This is a genomic window from Streptomonospora nanhaiensis (assembly GCF_026642255.1).
GTDB lineage: Bacteria > Actinomycetota > Actinomycetes > Streptosporangiales > Streptosporangiaceae > Nocardiopsis > Nocardiopsis tropica.
Window position 1 is genome coordinate 7,140,649 of record NZ_CP113264.1, and the last position, 18,791, is coordinate 7,159,439.

General features: G+C 71.4%; 23 protein-coding genes. 16 read left to right on the forward strand and 7 right to left on the reverse strand.

The window, feature by feature from the left end:
- The first annotated feature begins 32 nt into the window (after positions 1 to 32).
- The 7 genes from OUQ99_RS30905 (at position 33) to OUQ99_RS30935 (ending at position 5,680) form a co-directional block, all read left to right on the forward strand.
- Positions 33 to 419: a hypothetical protein gene (locus OUQ99_RS30905; protein ID WP_267947278.1), complete on the forward strand. Its 387-nt coding sequence runs from the start codon at positions 33 to 35 to the stop codon at positions 417 to 419.
- On the forward strand, positions 409 to 2,016 hold the full coding sequence (locus OUQ99_RS30910; RefSeq protein ID WP_267947279.1) for a sensor histidine kinase: 1,608 nt from the start codon (positions 409 to 411) through the stop codon (positions 2,014 to 2,016). Before OUQ99_RS30905 ends, OUQ99_RS30910 begins: the two co-directional genes overlap by 11 nt.
- On the forward strand, positions 2,013 to 2,672 hold the full coding sequence (locus OUQ99_RS30915) for a response regulator transcription factor (RefSeq protein ID WP_267947280.1): 660 nt from the start codon (positions 2,013 to 2,015) through the stop codon (positions 2,670 to 2,672). The genes OUQ99_RS30910 and OUQ99_RS30915 overlap by 4 nt, the downstream gene beginning before the upstream one ends.
- 190 nt (positions 2,673 to 2,862) lie before the next feature.
- Complete coding sequence (locus tag OUQ99_RS30920; protein ID WP_267950575.1) at positions 2,863 to 3,471, forward strand: DUF4956 domain-containing protein; 609 nt, start codon at positions 2,863 to 2,865, stop codon at positions 3,469 to 3,471.
- Positions 3,468 to 4,292, forward strand: a complete 825-nt coding sequence (locus tag OUQ99_RS30925; RefSeq protein WP_267947281.1) for a polyphosphate polymerase domain-containing protein — start codon at positions 3,468 to 3,470, stop codon at positions 4,290 to 4,292. The genes OUQ99_RS30920 and OUQ99_RS30925 overlap by 4 nt, the downstream gene beginning before the upstream one ends.
- A 124-nt stretch (positions 4,293 to 4,416) precedes the next feature.
- Positions 4,417 to 4,893, forward strand: coding sequence for a VOC family protein (locus OUQ99_RS30930; protein WP_267947282.1), 477 nt, complete (start codon positions 4,417 to 4,419; stop codon positions 4,891 to 4,893).
- Positions 4,894 to 4,921: 28 nt separating this feature from the next.
- A complete protein-coding gene (locus tag OUQ99_RS30935) occupies positions 4,922 to 5,680 on the forward strand; it encodes a MerR family transcriptional regulator (protein WP_267947283.1) in 759 nt (252 codons plus the stop codon).
- Between the two features lie 172 nt (positions 5,681 to 5,852).
- Here OUQ99_RS30935 and OUQ99_RS30940 read toward each other — a convergent pair whose 3' ends face one another.
- Positions 5,853 to 6,461, reverse strand: coding sequence for a hypothetical protein (locus OUQ99_RS30940; protein ID WP_267947284.1), 609 nt, complete (start codon positions 6,459 to 6,461; stop codon positions 5,853 to 5,855).
- A 98-nt stretch (positions 6,462 to 6,559) separates the two neighbouring features.
- Here OUQ99_RS30940 and OUQ99_RS30945 point away from each other — a divergent pair, with 98 nt between their 5' ends.
- Both OUQ99_RS30945 and OUQ99_RS30950 read left to right on the forward strand, forming a co-directional pair.
- Positions 6,560 to 7,162: a TetR/AcrR family transcriptional regulator gene (locus tag OUQ99_RS30945; protein WP_267947285.1), complete on the forward strand. Its 603-nt coding sequence runs from the start codon at positions 6,560 to 6,562 to the stop codon at positions 7,160 to 7,162.
- Positions 7,163 to 7,197: 35 nt separating this feature from the next.
- The gene (locus OUQ99_RS30950; protein ID WP_267947286.1) at positions 7,198 to 7,605 is read left to right on the forward strand and encodes a hypothetical protein; all 408 of its coding nucleotides are present in this window, start codon (positions 7,198 to 7,200) and stop codon (positions 7,603 to 7,605) included.
- A gap of 80 nt (positions 7,606 to 7,685) precedes the next feature.
- On the opposite strand, the gene OUQ99_RS30955 is transcribed toward OUQ99_RS30950, so the two are convergent.
- Both OUQ99_RS30955 and OUQ99_RS30960 read right to left on the reverse strand, forming a co-directional pair.
- Positions 7,686 to 8,657, reverse strand: a complete 972-nt coding sequence (locus OUQ99_RS30955) for a pectate lyase family protein (protein WP_267947287.1) — start codon at positions 8,655 to 8,657, stop codon at positions 7,686 to 7,688.
- 818 nt (positions 8,658 to 9,475) lie between these two features.
- Complete coding sequence (locus tag OUQ99_RS30960) at positions 9,476 to 10,240, reverse strand: phosphatase PAP2 family protein (protein WP_267947288.1); 765 nt, start codon at positions 10,238 to 10,240, stop codon at positions 9,476 to 9,478.
- Between the two features lie 741 nt (positions 10,241 to 10,981).
- Between OUQ99_RS30960 and OUQ99_RS30965 the strand changes: the two genes are divergently transcribed.
- From OUQ99_RS30965 to OUQ99_RS30980, 4 genes are all read left to right on the forward strand, one after another.
- Complete coding sequence (locus OUQ99_RS30965) at positions 10,982 to 11,659, forward strand: GntR family transcriptional regulator (protein ID WP_267947289.1); 678 nt, start codon at positions 10,982 to 10,984, stop codon at positions 11,657 to 11,659.
- Positions 11,660 to 12,189: 530 nt separating this feature from the next.
- Positions 12,190 to 13,296, forward strand: coding sequence for a pyruvate dehydrogenase (acetyl-transferring) E1 component subunit alpha (gene pdhA / locus OUQ99_RS30970; RefSeq protein ID WP_267947290.1), 1,107 nt, complete (start codon positions 12,190 to 12,192; stop codon positions 13,294 to 13,296).
- Between the two features lie 15 nt (positions 13,297 to 13,311).
- On the forward strand, positions 13,312 to 14,325 hold the full coding sequence (locus OUQ99_RS30975) for an alpha-ketoacid dehydrogenase subunit beta (RefSeq protein ID WP_267947291.1): 1,014 nt from the start codon (positions 13,312 to 13,314) through the stop codon (positions 14,323 to 14,325).
- Positions 14,326 to 14,340: 15 nt separating this feature from the next.
- Entirely contained in the window at positions 14,341 to 15,645 is a 1,305-nt protein-coding gene (locus tag OUQ99_RS30980; RefSeq protein ID WP_267947292.1) for a dihydrolipoamide acetyltransferase family protein, read from the forward strand.
- Positions 15,646 to 15,818: 173 nt separating this feature from the next.
- Here the strand turns inward: OUQ99_RS30980 and OUQ99_RS30985 are convergent, their stop codons facing one another.
- From OUQ99_RS30985 to OUQ99_RS31000, 4 genes are all read right to left on the reverse strand, one after another.
- On the reverse strand, positions 15,819 to 16,211 hold the full coding sequence (locus tag OUQ99_RS30985) for a hypothetical protein (protein ID WP_267947293.1): 393 nt from the start codon (positions 16,209 to 16,211) through the stop codon (positions 15,819 to 15,821).
- Positions 16,211 to 16,582, reverse strand: coding sequence for an ATP-binding protein (locus tag OUQ99_RS30990; protein ID WP_267947294.1), 372 nt, complete (start codon positions 16,580 to 16,582; stop codon positions 16,211 to 16,213). Before OUQ99_RS30990 ends, OUQ99_RS30985 begins: the two co-directional genes overlap by 1 nt.
- A 93-nt stretch (positions 16,583 to 16,675) precedes the next feature.
- Positions 16,676 to 17,248 (reverse strand): DUF5753 domain-containing protein, encoded by a 573-nt coding sequence (locus OUQ99_RS30995; protein WP_267947295.1) that lies wholly within the window; start codon positions 17,246 to 17,248, stop codon positions 16,676 to 16,678.
- The gene (locus OUQ99_RS31000) at positions 17,245 to 17,436 is read right to left on the reverse strand and encodes a hypothetical protein (RefSeq protein WP_267947296.1); all 192 of its coding nucleotides are present in this window, start codon (positions 17,434 to 17,436) and stop codon (positions 17,245 to 17,247) included. The genes OUQ99_RS30995 and OUQ99_RS31000 overlap by 4 nt, the downstream gene beginning before the upstream one ends.
- 44 nt (positions 17,437 to 17,480) lie before the next feature.
- Here OUQ99_RS31000 and OUQ99_RS31005 point away from each other — a divergent pair, with 44 nt between their 5' ends.
- From OUQ99_RS31005 to OUQ99_RS31015, 3 genes are all read left to right on the forward strand, one after another.
- Positions 17,481 to 17,654, forward strand: a complete 174-nt coding sequence (locus OUQ99_RS31005; RefSeq protein ID WP_346660256.1) for a Scr1 family TA system antitoxin-like transcriptional regulator — start codon at positions 17,481 to 17,483, stop codon at positions 17,652 to 17,654.
- 18 nt (positions 17,655 to 17,672) lie between these two features.
- Complete coding sequence (locus tag OUQ99_RS31010) at positions 17,673 to 17,858, forward strand: DUF397 domain-containing protein (RefSeq protein ID WP_267947298.1); 186 nt, start codon at positions 17,673 to 17,675, stop codon at positions 17,856 to 17,858.
- 467 nt (positions 17,859 to 18,325) lie between these two features.
- Complete coding sequence (locus tag OUQ99_RS31015) at positions 18,326 to 18,460, forward strand: hypothetical protein (protein WP_267947299.1); 135 nt, start codon at positions 18,326 to 18,328, stop codon at positions 18,458 to 18,460.
- Positions 18,461 to 18,791 lie beyond the last annotated feature (331 nt).

An 18,791-nucleotide genomic window follows, 5' to 3' on the forward strand; every position in this document is an offset into this window, starting at 1 on the left:
GTATTCGCCCGGAGCCGAGATGATCTCGGACTATGAGATCACCCTTGGTGCCCCTGCTGGCCGCAGCCGTCGCGGCCGTCCTGGTCGCGGGTGCGGTCCTGGTGTGGGCCCTGCCCGGGAGCGGGTCGGACGCCGCACCCCCGCACGAGGTGGTCGTCGGGGAGTCCCCCGGCGCCGAACCCGTGGACCAGGCCGACGAGGACGTCGTCCCCCCACCGCCCCCGGTCACCGACCACGACGGTGACGGAACCCCCGACGAGGAGGACCCCGACCACCCCGGAACGGCCCCGCCCTCGGAGACCCCCTCCACGACTCCGAGCGGCGAACCGGAGCCGTCACCTGCACACACGTGCGGGAGCGGGGATGATGATGACGACGACTGCGACGATGACGACTGGGGCGACGACGATGACGACTGAGGGTCACTTCGGCGCGGACTCTCCCACGGAGGACCTCAGCGGCGTACCCGGCAGGGGCGCGTGGTCCCGGCCGGAGGACACCTCCGTGTACCCGACCATGGTCTTCGAGGGCCCGCAGCCCGAGGCCCCCCAGCGGCGGCGGATCCCGGCCCGTCTCCTCATCATGGCCTGGGTCGTCCTGCTCATGGCGGCCGTGCTCGTCCTGGTCAACGTGGTCACCTGGAGCGCGCTCACCACGCGCAACGACGAGCGCGTCGACGGCGCCCTCTCCCAGGAGATCGGCGAGTTCCAGGAGTTCGCGCAGGTCGGCGTCGACCCCGGCACCGGGGAGGCCTTCACGGACGTGTCCACCCTGGTCCGGGCCCATCTGGAGCGCCAGTACCCCGACGAGGCCGAGATCCTGTTCGCCTGGGTGGAGGGGTCCGAGACCGCGGGCGGGGGCGCGGGCGGCGCGCCCGGCGGCGCCGATGCCCCGGCGGGGCGCATCCGCCAGGGCCAGGAGCCCCCCCACGACCTGTCGGCCGACGCCGACGCGGTCACCGCGATCCTGGAGGACCCGAACGCCCGGGGCACCGCGGACTCCCCCGCGGGCCCCGTCGAATGGGAGAAGATCCGCGTTCTGCCCCCCGACGGGGAGGGCGCCTCCGGATGGTTCGTCATCGGCTACTTCACCGAGTCGGACGAGGACACCGTCATCACCACCATGCAGACGATCGCGCTGGTCAGCCTCGTCGGCCTGCTCGCCGCGAGCACCGCGGCCTGGTGGGTGGCCGGACGCATCCTCGCACCGGTGCGGCTGATCCGGCAGACCGCCGCGTACATCACCGAGGAGGACCTCACCCGCCGCATCGACGTGTCCGGCCGCGACGACATCGCCGCCCTCGCCGAGCAGTTCAACAGCATGCTGGACCGCCTGGAGGGCGCCTTCACCTCGCAGCGCCGGTTCGTCGACGACGCCGGGCACGAGCTGCGCACCCCCATCACCATCGTGCGCGGCCACCTGGAACTGATGGGGGACGACCCCGAGGAACGCCGCGAGGTCGTGCGCCTGGTCACCGACGAACTGGACCGCATGGCGCGGATCGTCGAGGACCTGCTGCTGCTAGCCAAGTCCCAGCAGCCCGACTTCCTCCGTCCCGAGGACACGTCCCTGGCCGAGCTGACCAGCGACATCGACGCCAAGGTGCGCAAGCTCGGCGACCGCGACTGGCGCCTGGAGTCCGTGGCCGAGGGGGTCTCCCGGCTCGACCCCCAGCGCGTCACCCAGGCCGTGGTGCAGCTGGCGGCCAACGCCGTCCGCCACACAGCGCCCGGCTCCACCCTGCGGATCGGCTCCACGGTCAGCGGCCCCGACGTGCTGTTCTGGGTCACCGACGAGGGGCCCGGCATCCCGGCCGAGGAGCACGGCAGGATCTTCGAGCGCTTCTCCCGCGGCGGCGGGGCCGCCCGGGGCGACCGGGGCGCCGGACTGGGCCTGGCCATCGTCAGGGCCATCGCCGAGGCCCACCACGGCCGCGTGGACCTGAGGTCCGCGCCGGGGGCCGGATCCACGTTCACCCTGGTCATCCCCACCATCGCAGGAAGGGAGTACGCGTGAGCCGCATCCTCATCGTCGAGGACGAGGAGCGCATCGCCTCGTTCGTCCGCAAGGGCCTGGAGTCCAGCGGATTCACCACCACCGTGGTCGGGACCGGGGCGGAGGCCGTGGACTACGCGGTGACCGGCGGTTTCGACATGATGCTGCTGGACCTCGGGCTCCCGGACACCGACGGGTTCGACGTGCTGCGGCGCGTGCGTTCGCTGGGCGTGGACATCCCCGTGGTGATCCTGACCGCCCGCGACGGCGTGCGGGACACGGTGACCGGCCTGGAGATCGGCGCGGACGACTACGTCACCAAGCCGTTCCGGTTCGAGGAGCTGCTGGCCAGGGTGCGGCTGCGGATGCGCAACGAGCGGCCCGCCGACCTGACGGTCCTGCGGGCGGGGGGACTCGCCCTGGACCTGCGCACCAGACGGGTGGCGGTGAACGGCGACGCGGTGGACCTCACCGCCCGGGAGTTCGGGCTGATGGAGCTGCTGATGCGGCACCCCGGGCAGGTCCTGACCCGGCAGCAGATGCTGTCCCACGTGTGGGGCTACGACTACGACCCGGGGTCGAACGTCGTGGACGTGTTCGTGCGGGCCCTGCGCCGCAAGGTCGGCGCGGAGCGGATCGTGACCGTGCGGGGCATGGGGTACCGGCTGACCGGCTGACCGGGCCGGCCGCGGGGCCGGGCCGACGGTCCGGTGACACGGGGGAAGCGCGGGGCGGAGGCGTCGGTGACGCCTCCGCCCCGTTCGCGTACGGGACGGCCCCCGGCCCCGTGTCACCGGGATGACCGGATGAGGATTCCCTCATGTGCTCCTCATGGACGCCTCACCCCCCGTCCAGAGGATGATCACCATGTTCTGGTTCGCGCTGGCGGTCGACCTGACCGCGATCTCCGTCCTGTCGTACGCCCTCTACTTCCGCCGCCACGGCCGGCGGGACCTGCTGCTGGCCTACGTGGCCCTCAACACGGGCATCTTCGCCGTGGTGTCGATGCTGACCAACCAGGAGGTGGGGCTCGCCGTCGGCTTCGGCCTGTTCGGCGTGCTGTCGATCCTGCGCCTGCGGTCCGACCTCATCAGCCAGGGGGAGATCGGCTACTACTTCACCGCGATCACCCTCGGCCTGGTCAACGCGGTCGCGGCACAGACGCCCTGGATCATGCTGGGCCTCAACGTCCTCCTGCTCACCGGCCTGTACGCGGCGGACCACCCGCGCCTGCTCTCACGGCACCTGCGACGGGTGATGACGCTGGACGTGGTGCACGAGGACCCCGTCGCGCTGCGGCAGGACCTGGAGGCTCGGCTGCGGGGCCGTGTGAAGCGGGTGGACGTCACCGAGGTCGACTACGTGCGGGACCTCATGGTCGTGGACGTCCGCTACCTCGCGTCGAGGTCCGACGCGGCCCTGTCCTCCCCCGAGCGCACCGTCGCCCTCCCTGCCTGGCTGGTGGGCAACCGATGAGCACCGACACCTCTGCCCCGGCCCTCTCCGAGGCGCTGGCCGCCCTCCGCCCGATGACGCTGGCCGAGATCAACTCGCGCGCTGCCCTGGTCACCCGCACCTGCCGCAAGTACCTGGTGCCCGTCACCTTCGCGGACTCCCTGTTCGCGGGGGCCGAGGAGCGGTTCGGGGTGCTGACGATCGGGGGGCAGCAGGTGTTCCGGTACTCGTCCACCTACCTCGACACCCCCGACCTGAGAACCTTCCACGACCATCGAAGAGGGCGGCGGGTGCGGTTCAAGGCCCGGGTGCGCACCTACGTGGACACGGGGACGCGCATGTTCGAGGTGAAGCTGAAGGGGGCCCGCGGCGTCACCGACAAGACCCGGATCGAGTACGAGGGGCCGACCGACAGGCTGACGCCCCTCACCCGCAGGTTCCTGGACGACACCCTGCTCGGGTACGGCATGGAGCCGCCGGACGTGCTCACGGCGAGCGCGGTCACCGACTACCGGCGCGCCACCGTCGTGTCGTTCTCCGGAGAGGAGCGGGTGACCGTGGACACGGACCTGGTGGGGTACCGGAACGGATGGTCCGTGGGGATGAGGCCGGACATGGTCCTGCTGGAGGTCAAGACGCGCGGCGGGCTCACCTCCACCGAGCGCCGCCTGCACCAGCACGGTTTCCGCGAGGTCGGGTTCAGCAAGTACGGGGCCACGGTGTCCGTGCTGGAGCCGCGGTTGAGGGGCAACCGCTGGCACCGGGCGATGGCCTCCTGCCTGGACCACCAGACGCCGACGACGGTGCCCCAGGCGCGGGCGGGGGTCGTCCTCTCCGTCTGAGCAACCGCGCGGGCCCGCCCCCTCCGGGCGGGCCCGCGGTGCGTCCGGGGCCGGGGCACGTCCGGCCCCGTCCGCGCGATCACGGCTTGACCTTCTCGCTACGTCAACTTCTAGGGTCGAAGACATGAGCGAGAACACCGCGTCCGTCATCGACCGGACCATCTACCCCATGCCGATGTTCGTGACCTTCCAGGTCGCGGACATCGCCGCCGCCGAATCCTTCTACCACTCCGTCGGCTTCATCTCCCTGGCCGTCCTCGGGGCCCCGGACGGGCCCCCCGCCGTGGTCCACCTGCGGCGGATGAAGTACCAGGACATCCTCCTCGTTCCCGGCGAGCCGGAGCGCGGCAGCACCACCGCCAGCTTCTCCGCGGGCGGACAGGACCTCACCGCACTGGCGGAGGCACTCCGGGCCGACCTGCCGCCGGGCGCCGCCGTCGAGGGCCCCTCGGACACCCCCTGGTTCACCTCCGACCTGACCGTCGAGGACCCGGACGGCAACCGGGTGATCCTCACGGCCTACCGTGAGGCGGAGGCCGACGACGCCAAGGAGTGGGTCAAGGACAATATGCAGAGCGGCGACTTCGTCGTCGAGGAGTAGGGCCCGCGGGGCCCGGGGAGGGGGAGGCGTGGAGTGGACCATCCAGCAGGTCGCGGCCCGCGCCGGTGTGACGAGTCGGACCCTGCGCCACTACGACGACATCGGGCTCCTGCACCCCTCCCGGGTGGGCGACAACGGCTACCGCTACTACGACATGGACGCGGTGGCCCGCCTCCAGCGCATCCTCCTCCTGCGGGACCTCGGCCTCGGCCTGCCCGTGATCGCGGACGTCCTGGACCGGCAGGGTGACGAGGAGGGGGCCCTCGGCGACCACATCGGCCTCCTCGAGGCCGAGCGCAGCCGCCTGGACCAGCGGATCAGGGCCGTCCGCCACACCCTGGACGCCCGGGCCTCGGGGTCGGATCCCTCCATGCAGATGATGCTGGAGGGATTCAACGACCCCTACCGGGACGAGGTCGTCGCCCGCTGGGGCGAGCGGGTCTTCCAGGAGAGCAACGACTGGTGGCACGGCAAGACCGTGCGGCAGCAGATCGCGTGGAAGCGGGACACCGACGACCTGGTCAACTCGTGGGCCGAGGCATGGAAGGACGGCGTGTCCCCCGGGTCGGACCGCGCGCAGGCGATGGCCGCCCGGCACGTGGAGTGGCTCCGGGCGATCCCGGGGACCCCGGTGGCCGAGGGCGACCGCGAGCGCTCCGTCGAGTTGGTGCGCTGCCTGGGCGACATGTACGTCGAGGACCCGAGCTTCTCCACCACGTACGGGACCGTGGAGGGCGCCGCGTTCGTCCGCGACTCCCTCCACGAGTACGCCCGGACGTCCATGTGACGCCCGGCCCCGGTCTCCGCCGGGGCGCCGGGATGTTTCACGTGAAACCCCGCCGGTCCGGGGCCGCACTGCCCCGGGCCGGCGACGACACCCCCGCGAAGCCTGCGGGGAACGGGCTTGCGCACCCCTCGGCGGCGCCCCGGACGCGGCCTGCTGACACCTTCCCTCCCCCTCAGGCGCGGGCCCCCAGGCCCGCGTCGCCGTCGGCGGCCGCGTCGGCCCCGCCGCGCCCGGACCCGCCTCCGCCCTCCCACAGCGGACCGAACACGTACCAGAGGCCGACCGCGATCCACACGCGGCCGATCCACCAGGCGAGCACCTCGCGCCCCTCCGGGGCGGCGAAGAACACGATGAGGCCGAGCAGCACGGCCGACGCGATCGCGGCGGCGTTGACGGCGCGGTACCACTCCCGCAACAGGTGGGCCCGGCGTCCGGGACCCCTCCGGGGAGCCCTCGGGGGCGGCGGCCCGCCCGCGAACCGGTGCGCGAAGCGGGCGTCCGCCCACCGCACGATCGCGGGCCCGAAGGCGACGCTGAGACCCAGGTAGACGGCGGCGAGGCCGTGGACCGTGCCCGCGTCCGCCCCGCCGCGCAGGTCGAGGGCGGTGGCGACGACCAGGACGACGTCGAGCAGGGGGATCGACCACAGGACGAGCGTGCTCGTACGCCGCAGCCGGAACAGGTAGCGCAGGGCCAGGCCGAGGCCCAGCAGCACCCACAGGCCGAACTCGCACAGGACGATCACCGCGGCCACGGGGTTCTGGACGATGAACTCCACCACTGGACACACCCCCGACGATCGTTCGCGGCGCCGTTCGCCCCGATCTTTGTTGGTACGACCGTGCTATCACAGTAGCACAGTCGTGCTAACATGGATCCATGCCGAAACTGATCGACCACGAACACCGCCGGGAGGAGATCGCGGAGGCCGTCTGGCGGGTCATCCTCCGCGAGGGGGTGGGCGCCGTCTCCGTGCGCACCGTCGCCGCCGAGGCGAACCTGGCCGTGGGCTCCGTGCGGCACGTCTTCCCCAGCAAGAAGGAGCTCCTGGAGTTCTCCATGGCACTGGTGCACGCCCGGGCGCGCGAGCGCGTCGTGCGGCACACCGGCCTGCACGACCCCCGCGAGCTCGCCGAGGCGATCCTCCACGAGCTCCTCCCCCTCGACAGCACCCGCCGGGCGGAGATGGAGCTGGAGGTGGCGATCATCGCCGAGACGCCCGCGCACCCCGGGCTCCGCGCCATCCAGGAGGAGGCGCACCGCGGCGTCCGCGCCGCCTGCCACGGGGTGCTGCGCCACCTGCTCGACCGGGGCCGCGTCCACCCGGACGCCGACCTCGACGCCGAGACGCTCCGCCTGCACGCCCTGCTCGACGGCCTGGCCCTGCACGCCCTCACGTCCGAGGGCGCCCCGGAGGCCGTCGCCGAGCGGACCACGGGCGTCCTGCGAGCCCATCTGGACTCGCTGCGCCCGCCCGCATGACCGGGCGGGACGCAATCCACCGCGAGGAGGACGGCATGAACAGCACGACGAAGGCCGGCCGGAGGCTGGAGCGGTTCGTCAGGGACCGGGTCGGGGAGGCCGACGGAGGCCGCCCGGACCCGTGCACGCGCTCCCACCTGGCGCTCCTCGCCACCGTGGACGCGCTCCGCGAGGAGGCGTCCGCGGAGGAGGACTGGCACTGGGTGGAGACCGTCGCGGACGTCTTCGGCGGATGGTTCTCCGTGGGCGGCCCCGCGGAGGAGGACCCCGCCGCGGACACCGGCGTCTTCGGGGACGACCCCGAGCGGACCGCCTCGGCGGTGGCCGTGCGGGTGCTCGCGTGCGTCGCTCTCGCCTACGAGGACCACCCGGCGTTCGACCCGGAGTGGCGGCGCCTCCTGCCGGACCGGGCACGCCGGGGCGGGGACGGACGGCGGACGTGAGACGGCCACCGTCCCGTATCCGATCGGGACGGTGGCCTCGTGCGGTGTCCCTCCCGCTACCGGAAGGACTCCGCGGACATCTAGATGTTCCCGGGTCCGGCGCCGCCACTCACGATCGCGGGGACGTCTTCGGCCGGGTCGAGGTCGTACGCGTACGGGATCGCGGCGACGTCGCCGCCTCCGGTCTCGGGCTCGCCCGAGCCGTCGTAGACGTTGTCCCGCTCCTCGATGGCGCCGATGTCCGAATCGGCGTAGCCGGTGTGGGTCGGGTTGTCGACCCCCTCGAAGTAGTTGCCCTCGACCAGGACGCCGCCGCCCATGGTGGAGGCGACACCGTACTCCGCGTTGTCGAGGTAGTAGTTGTTGAACACGTGGACGGGGTTGCCGAAGCGCACCCGCGGGTGCCGGCTCCCCGTCCCGTCGTAGAAGTTGTGGTGGAAGGTCACCCGGAGGTGCCCCTCGTCCTCGGTGTGCCCGTCCGAGTGCCCGACGAGGGACGTCTTCTCGTGGTCGAAGAAGTGGTTCCAGGAGACGGTCACGAAGTCGGACTCGCGCTTGGTGTCCACCGCGCCGTCGTAGCCGTCGGTGAAGCTGTTGTGGTCGATCCAGATGTTGGTCGAGCCCTCCTGGATGTTGATGGCGTCGTCGTCCCAGCCGGAGAAGGCGATGTTCTGGACGATGACGTTGCTGACGCCGCTGATGTCCAGGCCGCCACCGGTGATCTCCGCGCCGTCCAGGCCGATGATCGTCGTGTCCGAGGGCACGTCGTTCATGCCGGAGATGTCGATGGAGCCGCTGACCTCGATGACCTGGGGGCCGTCGCCCTCCAGGGCGTCGAGGAACTCCGATTCGGAGGAGACGGTGACGGTGTCGCCGCCCTCGCCCCCGGTGGTGCCGCCGTTCTGGGACGCCCAGCCCTGCGGGCTGCCCACCGCCGCCGAAGCGCTGCCGGGGACGCCGAGCAGTCCGAGGGCGAGGGCGGCCGCGCCGAGCGCCGCGCCGCCGGCGCCGAGCGCCCTGGCCGAGGGGGTCTTCGGGTGTTCTGTTCTCATGGGGGGTTCTCCTCGTTCTGGTGTGAGGGGAGGGGTGGTGCGCCGGAGGTTCTCCGGAGGTCGGCCGCGCACCGGACCGCGCCGACTCCGTACCGGCGGACGCGGGAGTGGGGACCGCGCCCGCCGGGCCTGTGGTCAGAGACGGCCCGGCACCTCGGCGGAACCGACCGGGTCAGCGGGGTCTGCAAGGCCTTCGGGGGCCGCGACCTGCGCTGACGCGGTTCGTGCGTACGGCGTGCCGAGGGGTGTGCACATGGCGGGTCTCTTCCGGGAAGGGTCTGAGGGTGACGCGGCCCCGGACGGTCCGGGGCCCGTGTGCCGTCGCCGCCCGGTTTCCCGAGCGGCCCGGCCATGAATCTGAAAGCGCTTTCCGTGCCAGGACGGTAAATCGACGACCGGCACCGTGTCAACAGCCCATGTCCGGGGAATCACCGTTCGATTACGGAGCGACAGCAGTGATTCCGCGCGTGATCCCAGTTGAATGGGCTTGTGCTCACCCAGGGAAATCGCGTCGGCATTCTCCGGAATGGACGCCGTCCCAGATGGCACCGTGCCCGGATATGCCTTCCCGGCGTATTTTCAGGACTTTGATCGGTAAGCGCTTGCCGTAGAATGCGCGGCCGTCCGCGCCGCCATCCGGCCCGCCGCGACCGGCGGTCCCACCGCGGGACCGGACGGGCCCCGGGCCTCCCCGCACGCCGCCGACGACCGACCCCGGACGACGCACGACGGCGCCCGCCGGAACGGTGTCCGGCGGGCGCCGTCGTCGCGGGCCGCCCCGCCCGGGGCCGCGGTCGCGCCGCGCCCCGGCGGCGCGCTCACTCCTTCGCCGCGAGCGGGCCCTCCTTGCGGCCGTACCAGGGCCACCACTCCACCGTGCGCCCGTGCGGGATCATCCGGTCGAGGCGGATGGTCACCCTCAGCGCGAACCCGCCGGCCAGCATCCCCGCCACCAGGTCCGTGAACCAGTGGAAGTGCAGGTAGATGGAGACGGTCGACTGCAGCAGGGCGATGCCCACGATGCAGTACGCCAGGCGCCGGATGATGTGCGGCCGCGCGGCGCCGAACCTGATGATCAGGAAGAGCACCAGCCCGTAGATCAGGATCGCGTTCGCCCCGTGGCCGGAGGGGAAGGCCACATTCCCGGGGCCCATGAAGAAGTCCGGGTCGAAGTGCTTGGCGTGCCCGCGGTTGGTCCCCAGCTTCATCACGGACACCAGGGACATCATCCCCACGACCCCGACCGTGCCCAGCACGATCGGCCGCCAGCTCCGGTGCCAGTAGGCGAGCTGCAGCACCGTGACGCCCAGGACGGGCAGCGCCACGGCACGGGAGGCGACCGTGTCCGGCCAGAGGATCATCGGCTCGCGGAGCACGTCCCAGTAGGGCCGGGGCAGCTCGTTCAGGAAGTTGTCCACCGGGTGCAGCGGGCCCGCCGCGAGCATCGTCATGACGATCAGCGCCACGGCGAGCATGATGGCCACACGGTCGGAGGCGACGCCCCACGCGATCTCGCTCACGCTCGGCCATCGGACCGCGCGCACGACAGGGGGGCCGGGGGCGTACTCGGTGGTACGCACCACGGGGATGGGTCCGCTGTACGGCCCCGCCGCCGGGGTCGTACGCTCTTCCCTGTCGTGTGGTTGGTTCAACTGCCTGGACCGTGGATGTCGGGTCCTCGAAGAGTGCGTCATGTGCTCAGTGCTGTCTCACACGTCGTGGGCTTGCCTGTGGCACCTGGGAAGCGTGGGGGACGGGCTAGCCGTGGTTGCTGGAACTGATCCTGACGTCCTCAGGGTCGACTCGGGGTTGGGACAGGCGCCGGGGTAGAACTACCCCGCTCATCCCGTTCGACGGTCCTACCCGGCGACTGGTTCACTATGTCGTGACCGGCCACCGGTCAGGTCCGTGTCGGGGAACACGCGGCCCAACAGTGCTGGATGTGTCGCGCCGGGTCCTGCCCGGCGATGGTCAACGCAGGTCAAGGCGCTCTTGTCGGACTCATTGCCGTTGCGTGGCCCCTACCACGTACAACGGCGGGTGAGTGTTGCCAACAGATGAGCCTACCCGGACACTTCGCCGCATCGGCGGCACGGCCGCTCAAGTGCGACGCCTCTGCCTCGGGCTTTGCCGTGGGCCCCGTCGGCGGTCCTCGGCGGTTCACCGCGGCGCGACACGTTCGTGAGCCATCCGTTAGCCTTTCGAGGCCTACTGGCCGGTTGACCCGTCGGCGTGTGGCACCCTTCAAAGAGCTTGTACGAAGCTGAGCGAACCGGCCCGGGCACACGGTGGTGTGCGCGGGCCGTGGAACGGAAGGGCCCTGGATGGTCGACCTGCCCCAGTTGCCGGATGATCCCTCGAAGCTCGCGCGCGAGCCGCTGAGGGAGCAGATCCGGCAGGTACTGGTCGAGGGCCTGCTGTCCGGACGCTGGCAGCCCGGCGAGCGGATCGTGGAACGCCGCGTCGCGACCGAGCTGAAGGTGAGCCAGGCCCCGGTCCGCGAGGCGCTCCGGGAGCTGGAGACCCTGCGCCTGATCGAGACCGTGCCCAACAAGGGCGCCCGCGTGCGGGACTTCGGCGTCCAGGACATGGCGGAGATCTACCCCGTCCGCGCCGGCCTGGAGCTCGTCGCCGCCCGGCTGGCCGCGCCCCGGCTCGCCGCCGACCCCTCCGCGCTGGAGCGCGAGGTGGAGGCGCTCAAGCGGGCGACCTCGGAGGGGAACGTCTCCGAGCAGATCAGGCACAGCGTGGAGTTCCACCGGGAGATCGTGCGGGCCGCCGACAACAGCGTGCTGCTGCACACGTGGGAGTCGCTGGGCGTCGAGGTGTGGACCGCGCTGTCCGTGCGCTGGCTGAACATGGAGCTGCACGCCAAGGCCGCCGACCACGACCAGATCACCCGGGCGTTCCGTGACGGCGACCCGTCGGTGGGGGACATGGTCAGCGAGCACGTCCTCAACTACGTCGAGGCCGCGCTGAAGTCCCACGAGAGCGTGCGCTGAGGCCGTTTCCCGCCCCGGGGGAGGCGTCCGGGGCCCTCCCCGCGTGTCGCCTCTTCGCCCCGGATCCCGCCTTTCGGCCTTGACCTGCCCCGTTGCACCAAACTTGGGCTATCTGCCGTAAAGTCGTATTGATCGATCATCGATCAGACCGTAGAGTGTGCGCGACGCACGTCACACGTACGCGCGCGCCCCCTCGGATGCGCGGAGTCGTTCATCCGGCCGGTGGACGAACCCTCGCGACCGACACTGCCACGCCGAGCCACGGATGCATAGGGCAGTGGAGACCGGGAAGCAATGCGGTCGGGGGTCCGGGCGACAACTGCACACGAGACCCCACGAGCGCTTCGCGTCCGGGAAGGACGAGCCACGCTTCCCGCGACGCGCCCCGCAACAGCCACAGAGCACCGCAGCCGAATGAGCCCGGCGGCGGCGCACGCCGAGGTCGCGCCCGACAGCGGGACCCCGGCGGGCCTGGCACCCCGGCCCACAGGCCGGGGCGGCAGGCCTTCCCGTACGTAGAAAGGCACACCATGGCTGACACGGCCAAGCCGAAGACCGGCACCGCCCGGTCCTCAGGGACCCGGCGGCGCGGTCGCAGGGACACCGCCGCCGGCCTCGCCGGCGAGACCCCCGACGTCCTCCTCGACTACTACCGCCAGATGCTGTTCATCCGGCGGTTCGAGGAGCGCACCGCGCAGGCCTACACGCAGGCCCGGATCGGCGGCTACTGCCACCTCAACCTCGGTGAGGAAGCCACCGTCGTCGGCCTGATGACCGCCCTCCAGCAGCGCGACTACCTGTTCACGAACTACCGTGACCACGGGTACGCGATCGGCAAGGGCATGGACCCCAAGCGGGTCATGGCCGAGCTCTACGGACGCTCCGACGGCGTGTCCAGGGGCTGGGGCGGCTCCATGCACATGTACGACACCGAGACCCGCATGCTCGGCGGCTACGGCATCGTCGGCGGCCAGCTCCCGCTGGCCACGGGCGCCGCCCTGGCCATCTCCTACCGGGGCGGCGACGAGGTCGTCATGTGCCAGATGGGCGACGGCACCACCAACATCGGCGCCTGGCACGAGTCCCTCAACATCGCCAAGCTGTGGAACCTGCCCATCGTGTTCGTGGTGATCAACAACTTCACCGGCATGGGCACCACCGTCGACATGTCCTCCGCCGAGCCCGAGCTGTACAAGCGCGGCTCCGCCTTCCGCATCGAGGGCGAGCGCGTGGACGGCCGCGACGTGCTCGCGGTCCGCGACACCGCCGCCCGCCTGGTCGAGCGCGCCCGCGAGGAGCAGACGCCGTTCCTGCTGGAGGCGTGGAGCCACCGGATGAAGGGCCACTCCGTGGTCGACCCGGCCAAGTACCGCACCGACGAGCAGAAGGACGAGGCCCGGTCCGAGGAGAACGACCCGATCGCCCTCTTCGGCGCCAGGCTCTCCGAGGCCGGCATCCTCACGGACGAGCTGCGCGACGAGCTCGCCGCGTCCGTCAAGGAGGAGGTGGCCGAGGCCGCCGACTTCGCCGAGAACAGCCCGCACCCGGACGTGTCCACGCTGTTCGACTACACGTACGCCACGCCCGTCCCCAACGAGTCGCGCCGCATGCCCGCCGACCCGGTGTTCGCAGAGTAGAGAGGGACCGAGCACATGTCTGTGATCACTTACCGCCAGGCTCTGCGCGACACGCTCCGCGCGGAGATGGTCCGCGACGAGAACGTCCTCGTCATGGGCGAGGAGATCGGCGTCTTCGAGGGCTCCTACAAGATCACGGAGGGCCTGCTCAAGGAGTTCGGCCCCCGCAGGGTCAAGGACACCCCGATCGCCGAGGAGGGCTTCGTCGGCGCCGCGATCGGCGCGGCCATGCTCGGCCTGCGTCCGGTCGTCGAGCTGATGACGATCAACTTCTCGCTGATCGCCATCGACCAGATCATCAACCACGCCGCCAAGATCTACGGGATGTTCGGCGGCCAGACCAGCGTGCCCATGGTCATCCGCACCCCCGGGGGCGGCGGCCAGCAGCTCGGCGCCACGCACTCGCAGAACATCGAGCTGTTCTACTCGTTCATCCCCGGCCTCAAGGTGCTCGCTCCCAGCACCCCGGCCGAGGCCTCCGCGATGCTGCGGGCGGCCATCCGCGACGACGACCCGGTCCTGTTCCTGGAGAACCTGGGCCTGTACAACTCCAAGGGCGAGGTCCCCGACGACTACGCCCAGCCGTCGAACGACAACGTCGCCACGATCGGCCGGGCCAAGGTGACCCGCGAGGGCTCCGACATCACCCTCATCGGCTACTCCCGGATGGCGATGGTCGCCACCCAGGTCGCCGAGAAGCTGGCCGAGGAGGACATCAGCGTCGAGGTCGTCGACCTGTGCAGCCTCCGGCCCCTCGACCGCCAGACCTTCGTCGACTCGGTCAAGAAGACCGGCGCCGCGGTGATCTGCGAGGACGACTGGCTGACCTACGGCATCGGCGCGGAGATCGCCGCGTCGATCCAGGAGGGCGCCTTCGACTACCTGGACGCCCCGGTGCGCCGGGTCGCGATGGCGGAGGTCCCCATGCCGTACGCCAAGCCGCTGGAGACGGCCGCCCTGCCGTCGGTCGAGTCGATCAGCACCGCCATCAAGGAGACCCTGAGCGCCGTCGGCAAACGGGTCGGGTAGAGGGAGATTCCAAGTATGAGCGAGATCCAGATGCCGCGCCTCTCCGACACCATGGAGGAAGGCGTCATCAGTACGTGGGTCAAGCAGGTGGGCGACAAGGTCGCCTCCGGTGACGTCCTGGTCGAGATCGAGACCGACAAGGCCGTCATGGAGTACGAGGCCTACGAGGACGGCTACCTGGTCAAGCAGTCCGTGTCCGAGGGCGACACGGTGCCGATCGGCGCCGTCATCGGCGTGATCGGCGGCTCCCCCGACGCGGTGCCGGAGGACTCCGGCTCCGGCGGGTCCGAGCCCGCCGAGGAGGCCTCCGACTCCGCCGGGGCGGAGGAGGGCGCCTCCGCTCCCGCCGAGGAGTCCGCTCCCGCCGAGGCCCCCGCCCCGTCGTCCGGCGGCGGCGAGGACGGTCCGCGTCCGCGCACGTCCCCCCTGGCCCGCAGGCTGGCCCGGGAGTACGGCCTGGACATCAACAGCATCCAGGGGTCGGGCCCCAAGGGCCGGATCGTGCGCGCCGACATCGAGGCCGCCGCCAAGGACGGGGCGGCACGCGAGTCGGCCCCCGCCGCGCCGGCCGCGCAGGAGTCGCGGCCCGCACCGGCCGCGGCCCAGGCCGCACCGGCGTTCGACGACGGCCGCGACTCCGAGGAGCTCAAGGTCAGCAACGTGCGCAAGGTGATCGCGCGCCGCCTGACCGAGAGCAAGCAGACGGTGCCGCACTTCTACCTGCGGCGCACGATCGACGCCGAGGCCCTCAAGGGCTTCCGCGGCCAGATCAACGAGCAGCTGGCATCCACGGGCGCGAAGATCAGCTTCAACGACCTGATCGTCAAGGCGTGCGCGACGGCGCTCAAGCTGCACCCGGCCGTCAACACCTCGTGGGTCGAAGACAAGCTGCTCCAGCACCACCGCATCAACGTCGGCGTGGCCGTCGCCGTGGACGCCGGGCTGGTCGTGCCGGTGCTGCACGACACCGACAAGGCGACGCTGTCGGAGATCTCCACGCGCACGCGCGAGCTGGCGGGCAAGGCCCGTGACGGCAAGCTGAAGCCGCAGGAGATGAGCGGCGGCACGTTCAGCGTGTCCAACCTGGGCATGTTCGGCGTGGACAGCTTCTCGGCGGTCATCAACCCGCCGGAGGCGGCGATCCTCGCGGTCGGCGCGATGCGCCAGGAGCCGGTGGTCGTGGACGGCGAGGTCGTCGTGCGCAACCGGATCTCCCTGGAGCTGTCGGTGGACCACCGCGCGGTGGACGGCGCGGTCGGCGCGGCCTTCCTGAAGGACCTCGCGGAGATCCTGGAAGAGCCGATGCGGATCATCCTGTAGCACCCGAAGTACCCGCAGCACCTGAACGCGGACGCCCCGGCCGAGGATCGGCCGGGGCGTCCGTCGTTCCCGGAACCGCCGCGCACCGGCGGGTTCGCAGGCTTTGTCCACAGCCTGTGGACAAAGCGGACCGGCGGGGAAGCGGGGAGGCGTGTGGGCGGCCGAGGGGCACGTCACCAGGGCGACATGGCGACGGCCCGGCCGAGGAGGGCGCCTCCCGCCACCGCGGCGCCGTAGGACAGCGCCCGCCAGGTGAGCCGCCGGGTCCGTCGGGCACGGGGCCGCCGATGACGCCCACCTGCGGACACGGGACCCGCCTCCGGGACGTCCGATCGGGCCGGGGCCCGTTCCCGCTGAGCGCGACGCTCCTCCGCCACCCTCATCCAGTCGGGCAGGGCTCCGTGTTCGATCCGGTAGGCGACCCTCGGGTTGCCGCGCATCTGGTCGAGGAGCTGCTGTTCCCGGGTGGGCCCGGGAGTGTGGGAGGTGAGAGCGGTGCGGGGGAACCGGTGTTCACAGGGTGTGTCGGTCACCGCACGCATGTGCGGGGCAACGGCGGCGGTCATCAGCCGGTCTCCCCGGTGGTGACCTCGGCCCACACGGCTGTGCCCAAGTCGGCGCAGAAGGGGAAGGGGACCACCGGGGAGGACTCCCGTGCCCCGTCGTCCACGACGACCAGGCGCAGCACGCCCGGTTCCGGTGCGAAGAGCGCTCGCAGCACCCGGCCGTCCGGGTCGGCTCCCGAGCGGGTGTGCTCGACGGCGTTGGCGGCCATCTCGCTCGCGCACAGGACAGCGGTCTCCACCAGGTCCTCGGTGAACCCGGCCGGGTCGGAACGCAGGTCCGCGCGGATCGTACTCGTCCGGGAGAGGTCTCCGGGGTAGACCCGTGCAGGCCACGGGCGCTCAGGAGGGATCGCGTGCGGCAGAATGGACATGTCGACAACTCGCTTTCTATGTGAACTCGGAATGCCTGTCGGCCTGCTCTGGGGGTGTTCTCAGCACCCGCCAGAGCTTTTTCGTGGTCGCCCTCAGGGGTGGGCGACCCGGTGTGCGGAGAGCGTTGCCAGAACCCCGCCGGCCTCTTCTCCGCTGGTGATCGCCTTGCGTTCCGCCAGGAGCCTGAGGGATTCGGCGATGTGGACCAGGAGGTCCAGGGAGTCACTGACCGGGAGTGCCGCGCCGCGCAGGTCCTCGAACAGGTCGCAGAAGGCCCGGACCTCCTGGGGCGCGGAGACGAGCTGACCGTCCCCGCAGGGGGAGACGAGGTGGGCGACGGTGTACACCGGCCCCAGGGACAGGAGACGGAACGGTCCCATCGGGCAGGGGTGTTCGGCCACGTCGGCCGGGACGACCTGGAGGCACAACCCGCTGGCCCGCATGGAACCGATGAGGCGGCCCAGCTGTTCGCGCATCACCTCGGCCCCGCCCACCCGGGCCCGCACCGCGGCTTCGTTGACCACCACCCGCAGCGAAGCCGTGCCGTTCCAGCCGGTCGACTGCCCCGGGGCCCTTCCCCGCGCTCGGCCGAGCGCGGTCGCGTAGGCGTGGGTCTGGACCGTGGTCCGAAGTGCCCCGGGGTGGAACTCGCGCAGGGCGCTCACCGAGGAGTCGAGTTCGTGCGGCCGGGCCCCGACGCCAGATGGGTGTTGAGCGTGGCACGGGCCCAGGCGTTGACCAGGCTGCCCTGCGCGTCGAGTTTGCGGTCCAGGTACTCGGCGAGATGGCGCGGGACGGCCGTGTCGCCCTCCTCCACCCGGCGGAGTCCGGAAGCCTCGCACACCTCCCGCATCAAAACCACATCCTGGTGTCACCGGAGCCTTCGCGATCCTGTCCCTGTCAAAGTTGGACTTTGTCCACGTCGAGCTGATGACCAGCGACGTCTACGTCGAAGACGAGGTGAGCGTCGCCGAGTACAGCGCCGCATACGACGTCCTGGCGGAGCTGGCCTATCCCCCTGAGAGATCCCGCGAAACTATCGCTGGCATCATGGAGTCCCTGAAGCGATGAAAGTTAGGACGAGATCCAGTGTTCCCGTACGAGTGGCGCAAAAGTTCCTACAGCGCAGGGCAGAGCGCGTGCGTAGAGGTCGCGACGCCCGCCCGCGCGGGCGCCGCGATGCGTGACACCAAGCACAGAGATCTCGGTGCACTCAGCTTCCCCAGCCCTGAGTGGCAGGCCTTCCTCAGCACCGCCCAGAGCGACCAGCCCTAGCCTCCGAACCACCTCCGCCCCCGGTCGTCGGCCGGGGGCGTCGTCGTTCAGGAAGCAGACCAGGCGCGGAACTGCTCCCGCGCGGCATCGGACCTGAGGCTCAACCGCCCGGCGCCCCGGCCTCCGGGCGGACGTGCGAGCATTCTCCCCATGCTCCCCCTGCTCGCCTTCCCCCTCCTCATACCCGCCGTCCAGTGCCTGATCCTGATGTCCGTGATGTTCCTGGTATCCGGTATCTCCTCCCTCAAGCGCACCGGCCGCCGCGTGGAAGAGGGGGAGTCCTGGGCGGAGGCGGTGGAGCCCGGACCCCTGATCCATGTCGCGGCGATCGCGCTCCTCGCCGCGCTCGTCGTCCAACTCCGCGCGCTGATGTACTACGGTCCCAGCTTCTTCCCGGAGGACACCTGCATCTTCCACGCGAATATCCAGGCGCCCCGAGCTCCCACGACGCGTTCCCGATCAGTACCGTGTGTCCCTACGGCCTCGACCCCGGCGGCGTGGAGATCGTGCCGGCCTGGACCAACCCGACGATCGCCGTCCTGGTCGCGGCGGCCGCGGTGATCCTGGCGGCGGCGTACGCCGTGCACCGCAGGCGCACGTAGCGGACCGCCCGGAGACGGTGTCGGCTCGTGTCGGGAGATCTCCTTCGCGGTGGTCCCGGCCCATGGCTCGCCTCGGACGCCCGCCCCCGCCACGGACACGGGAGCAAGCCGGGGTGAAGCGCCGACGAGTCGACACGGCGACGGGGCGGCGCCGGCACCGCTCCGTACGAGGACGGGTCGCCGCGCGGGCTCCCCCGTCCGCGGGGCACATGACGCGCCGGACGAGCGGCGGGCGGCGAGCGGCGAGCGGCGAGCGGCGAGCGGCGAGCGGCGCCCACACCCTCCGCTCCTGCCTGGGCACGTGGCAACACCCGGCACAGGTCCGAGTGCC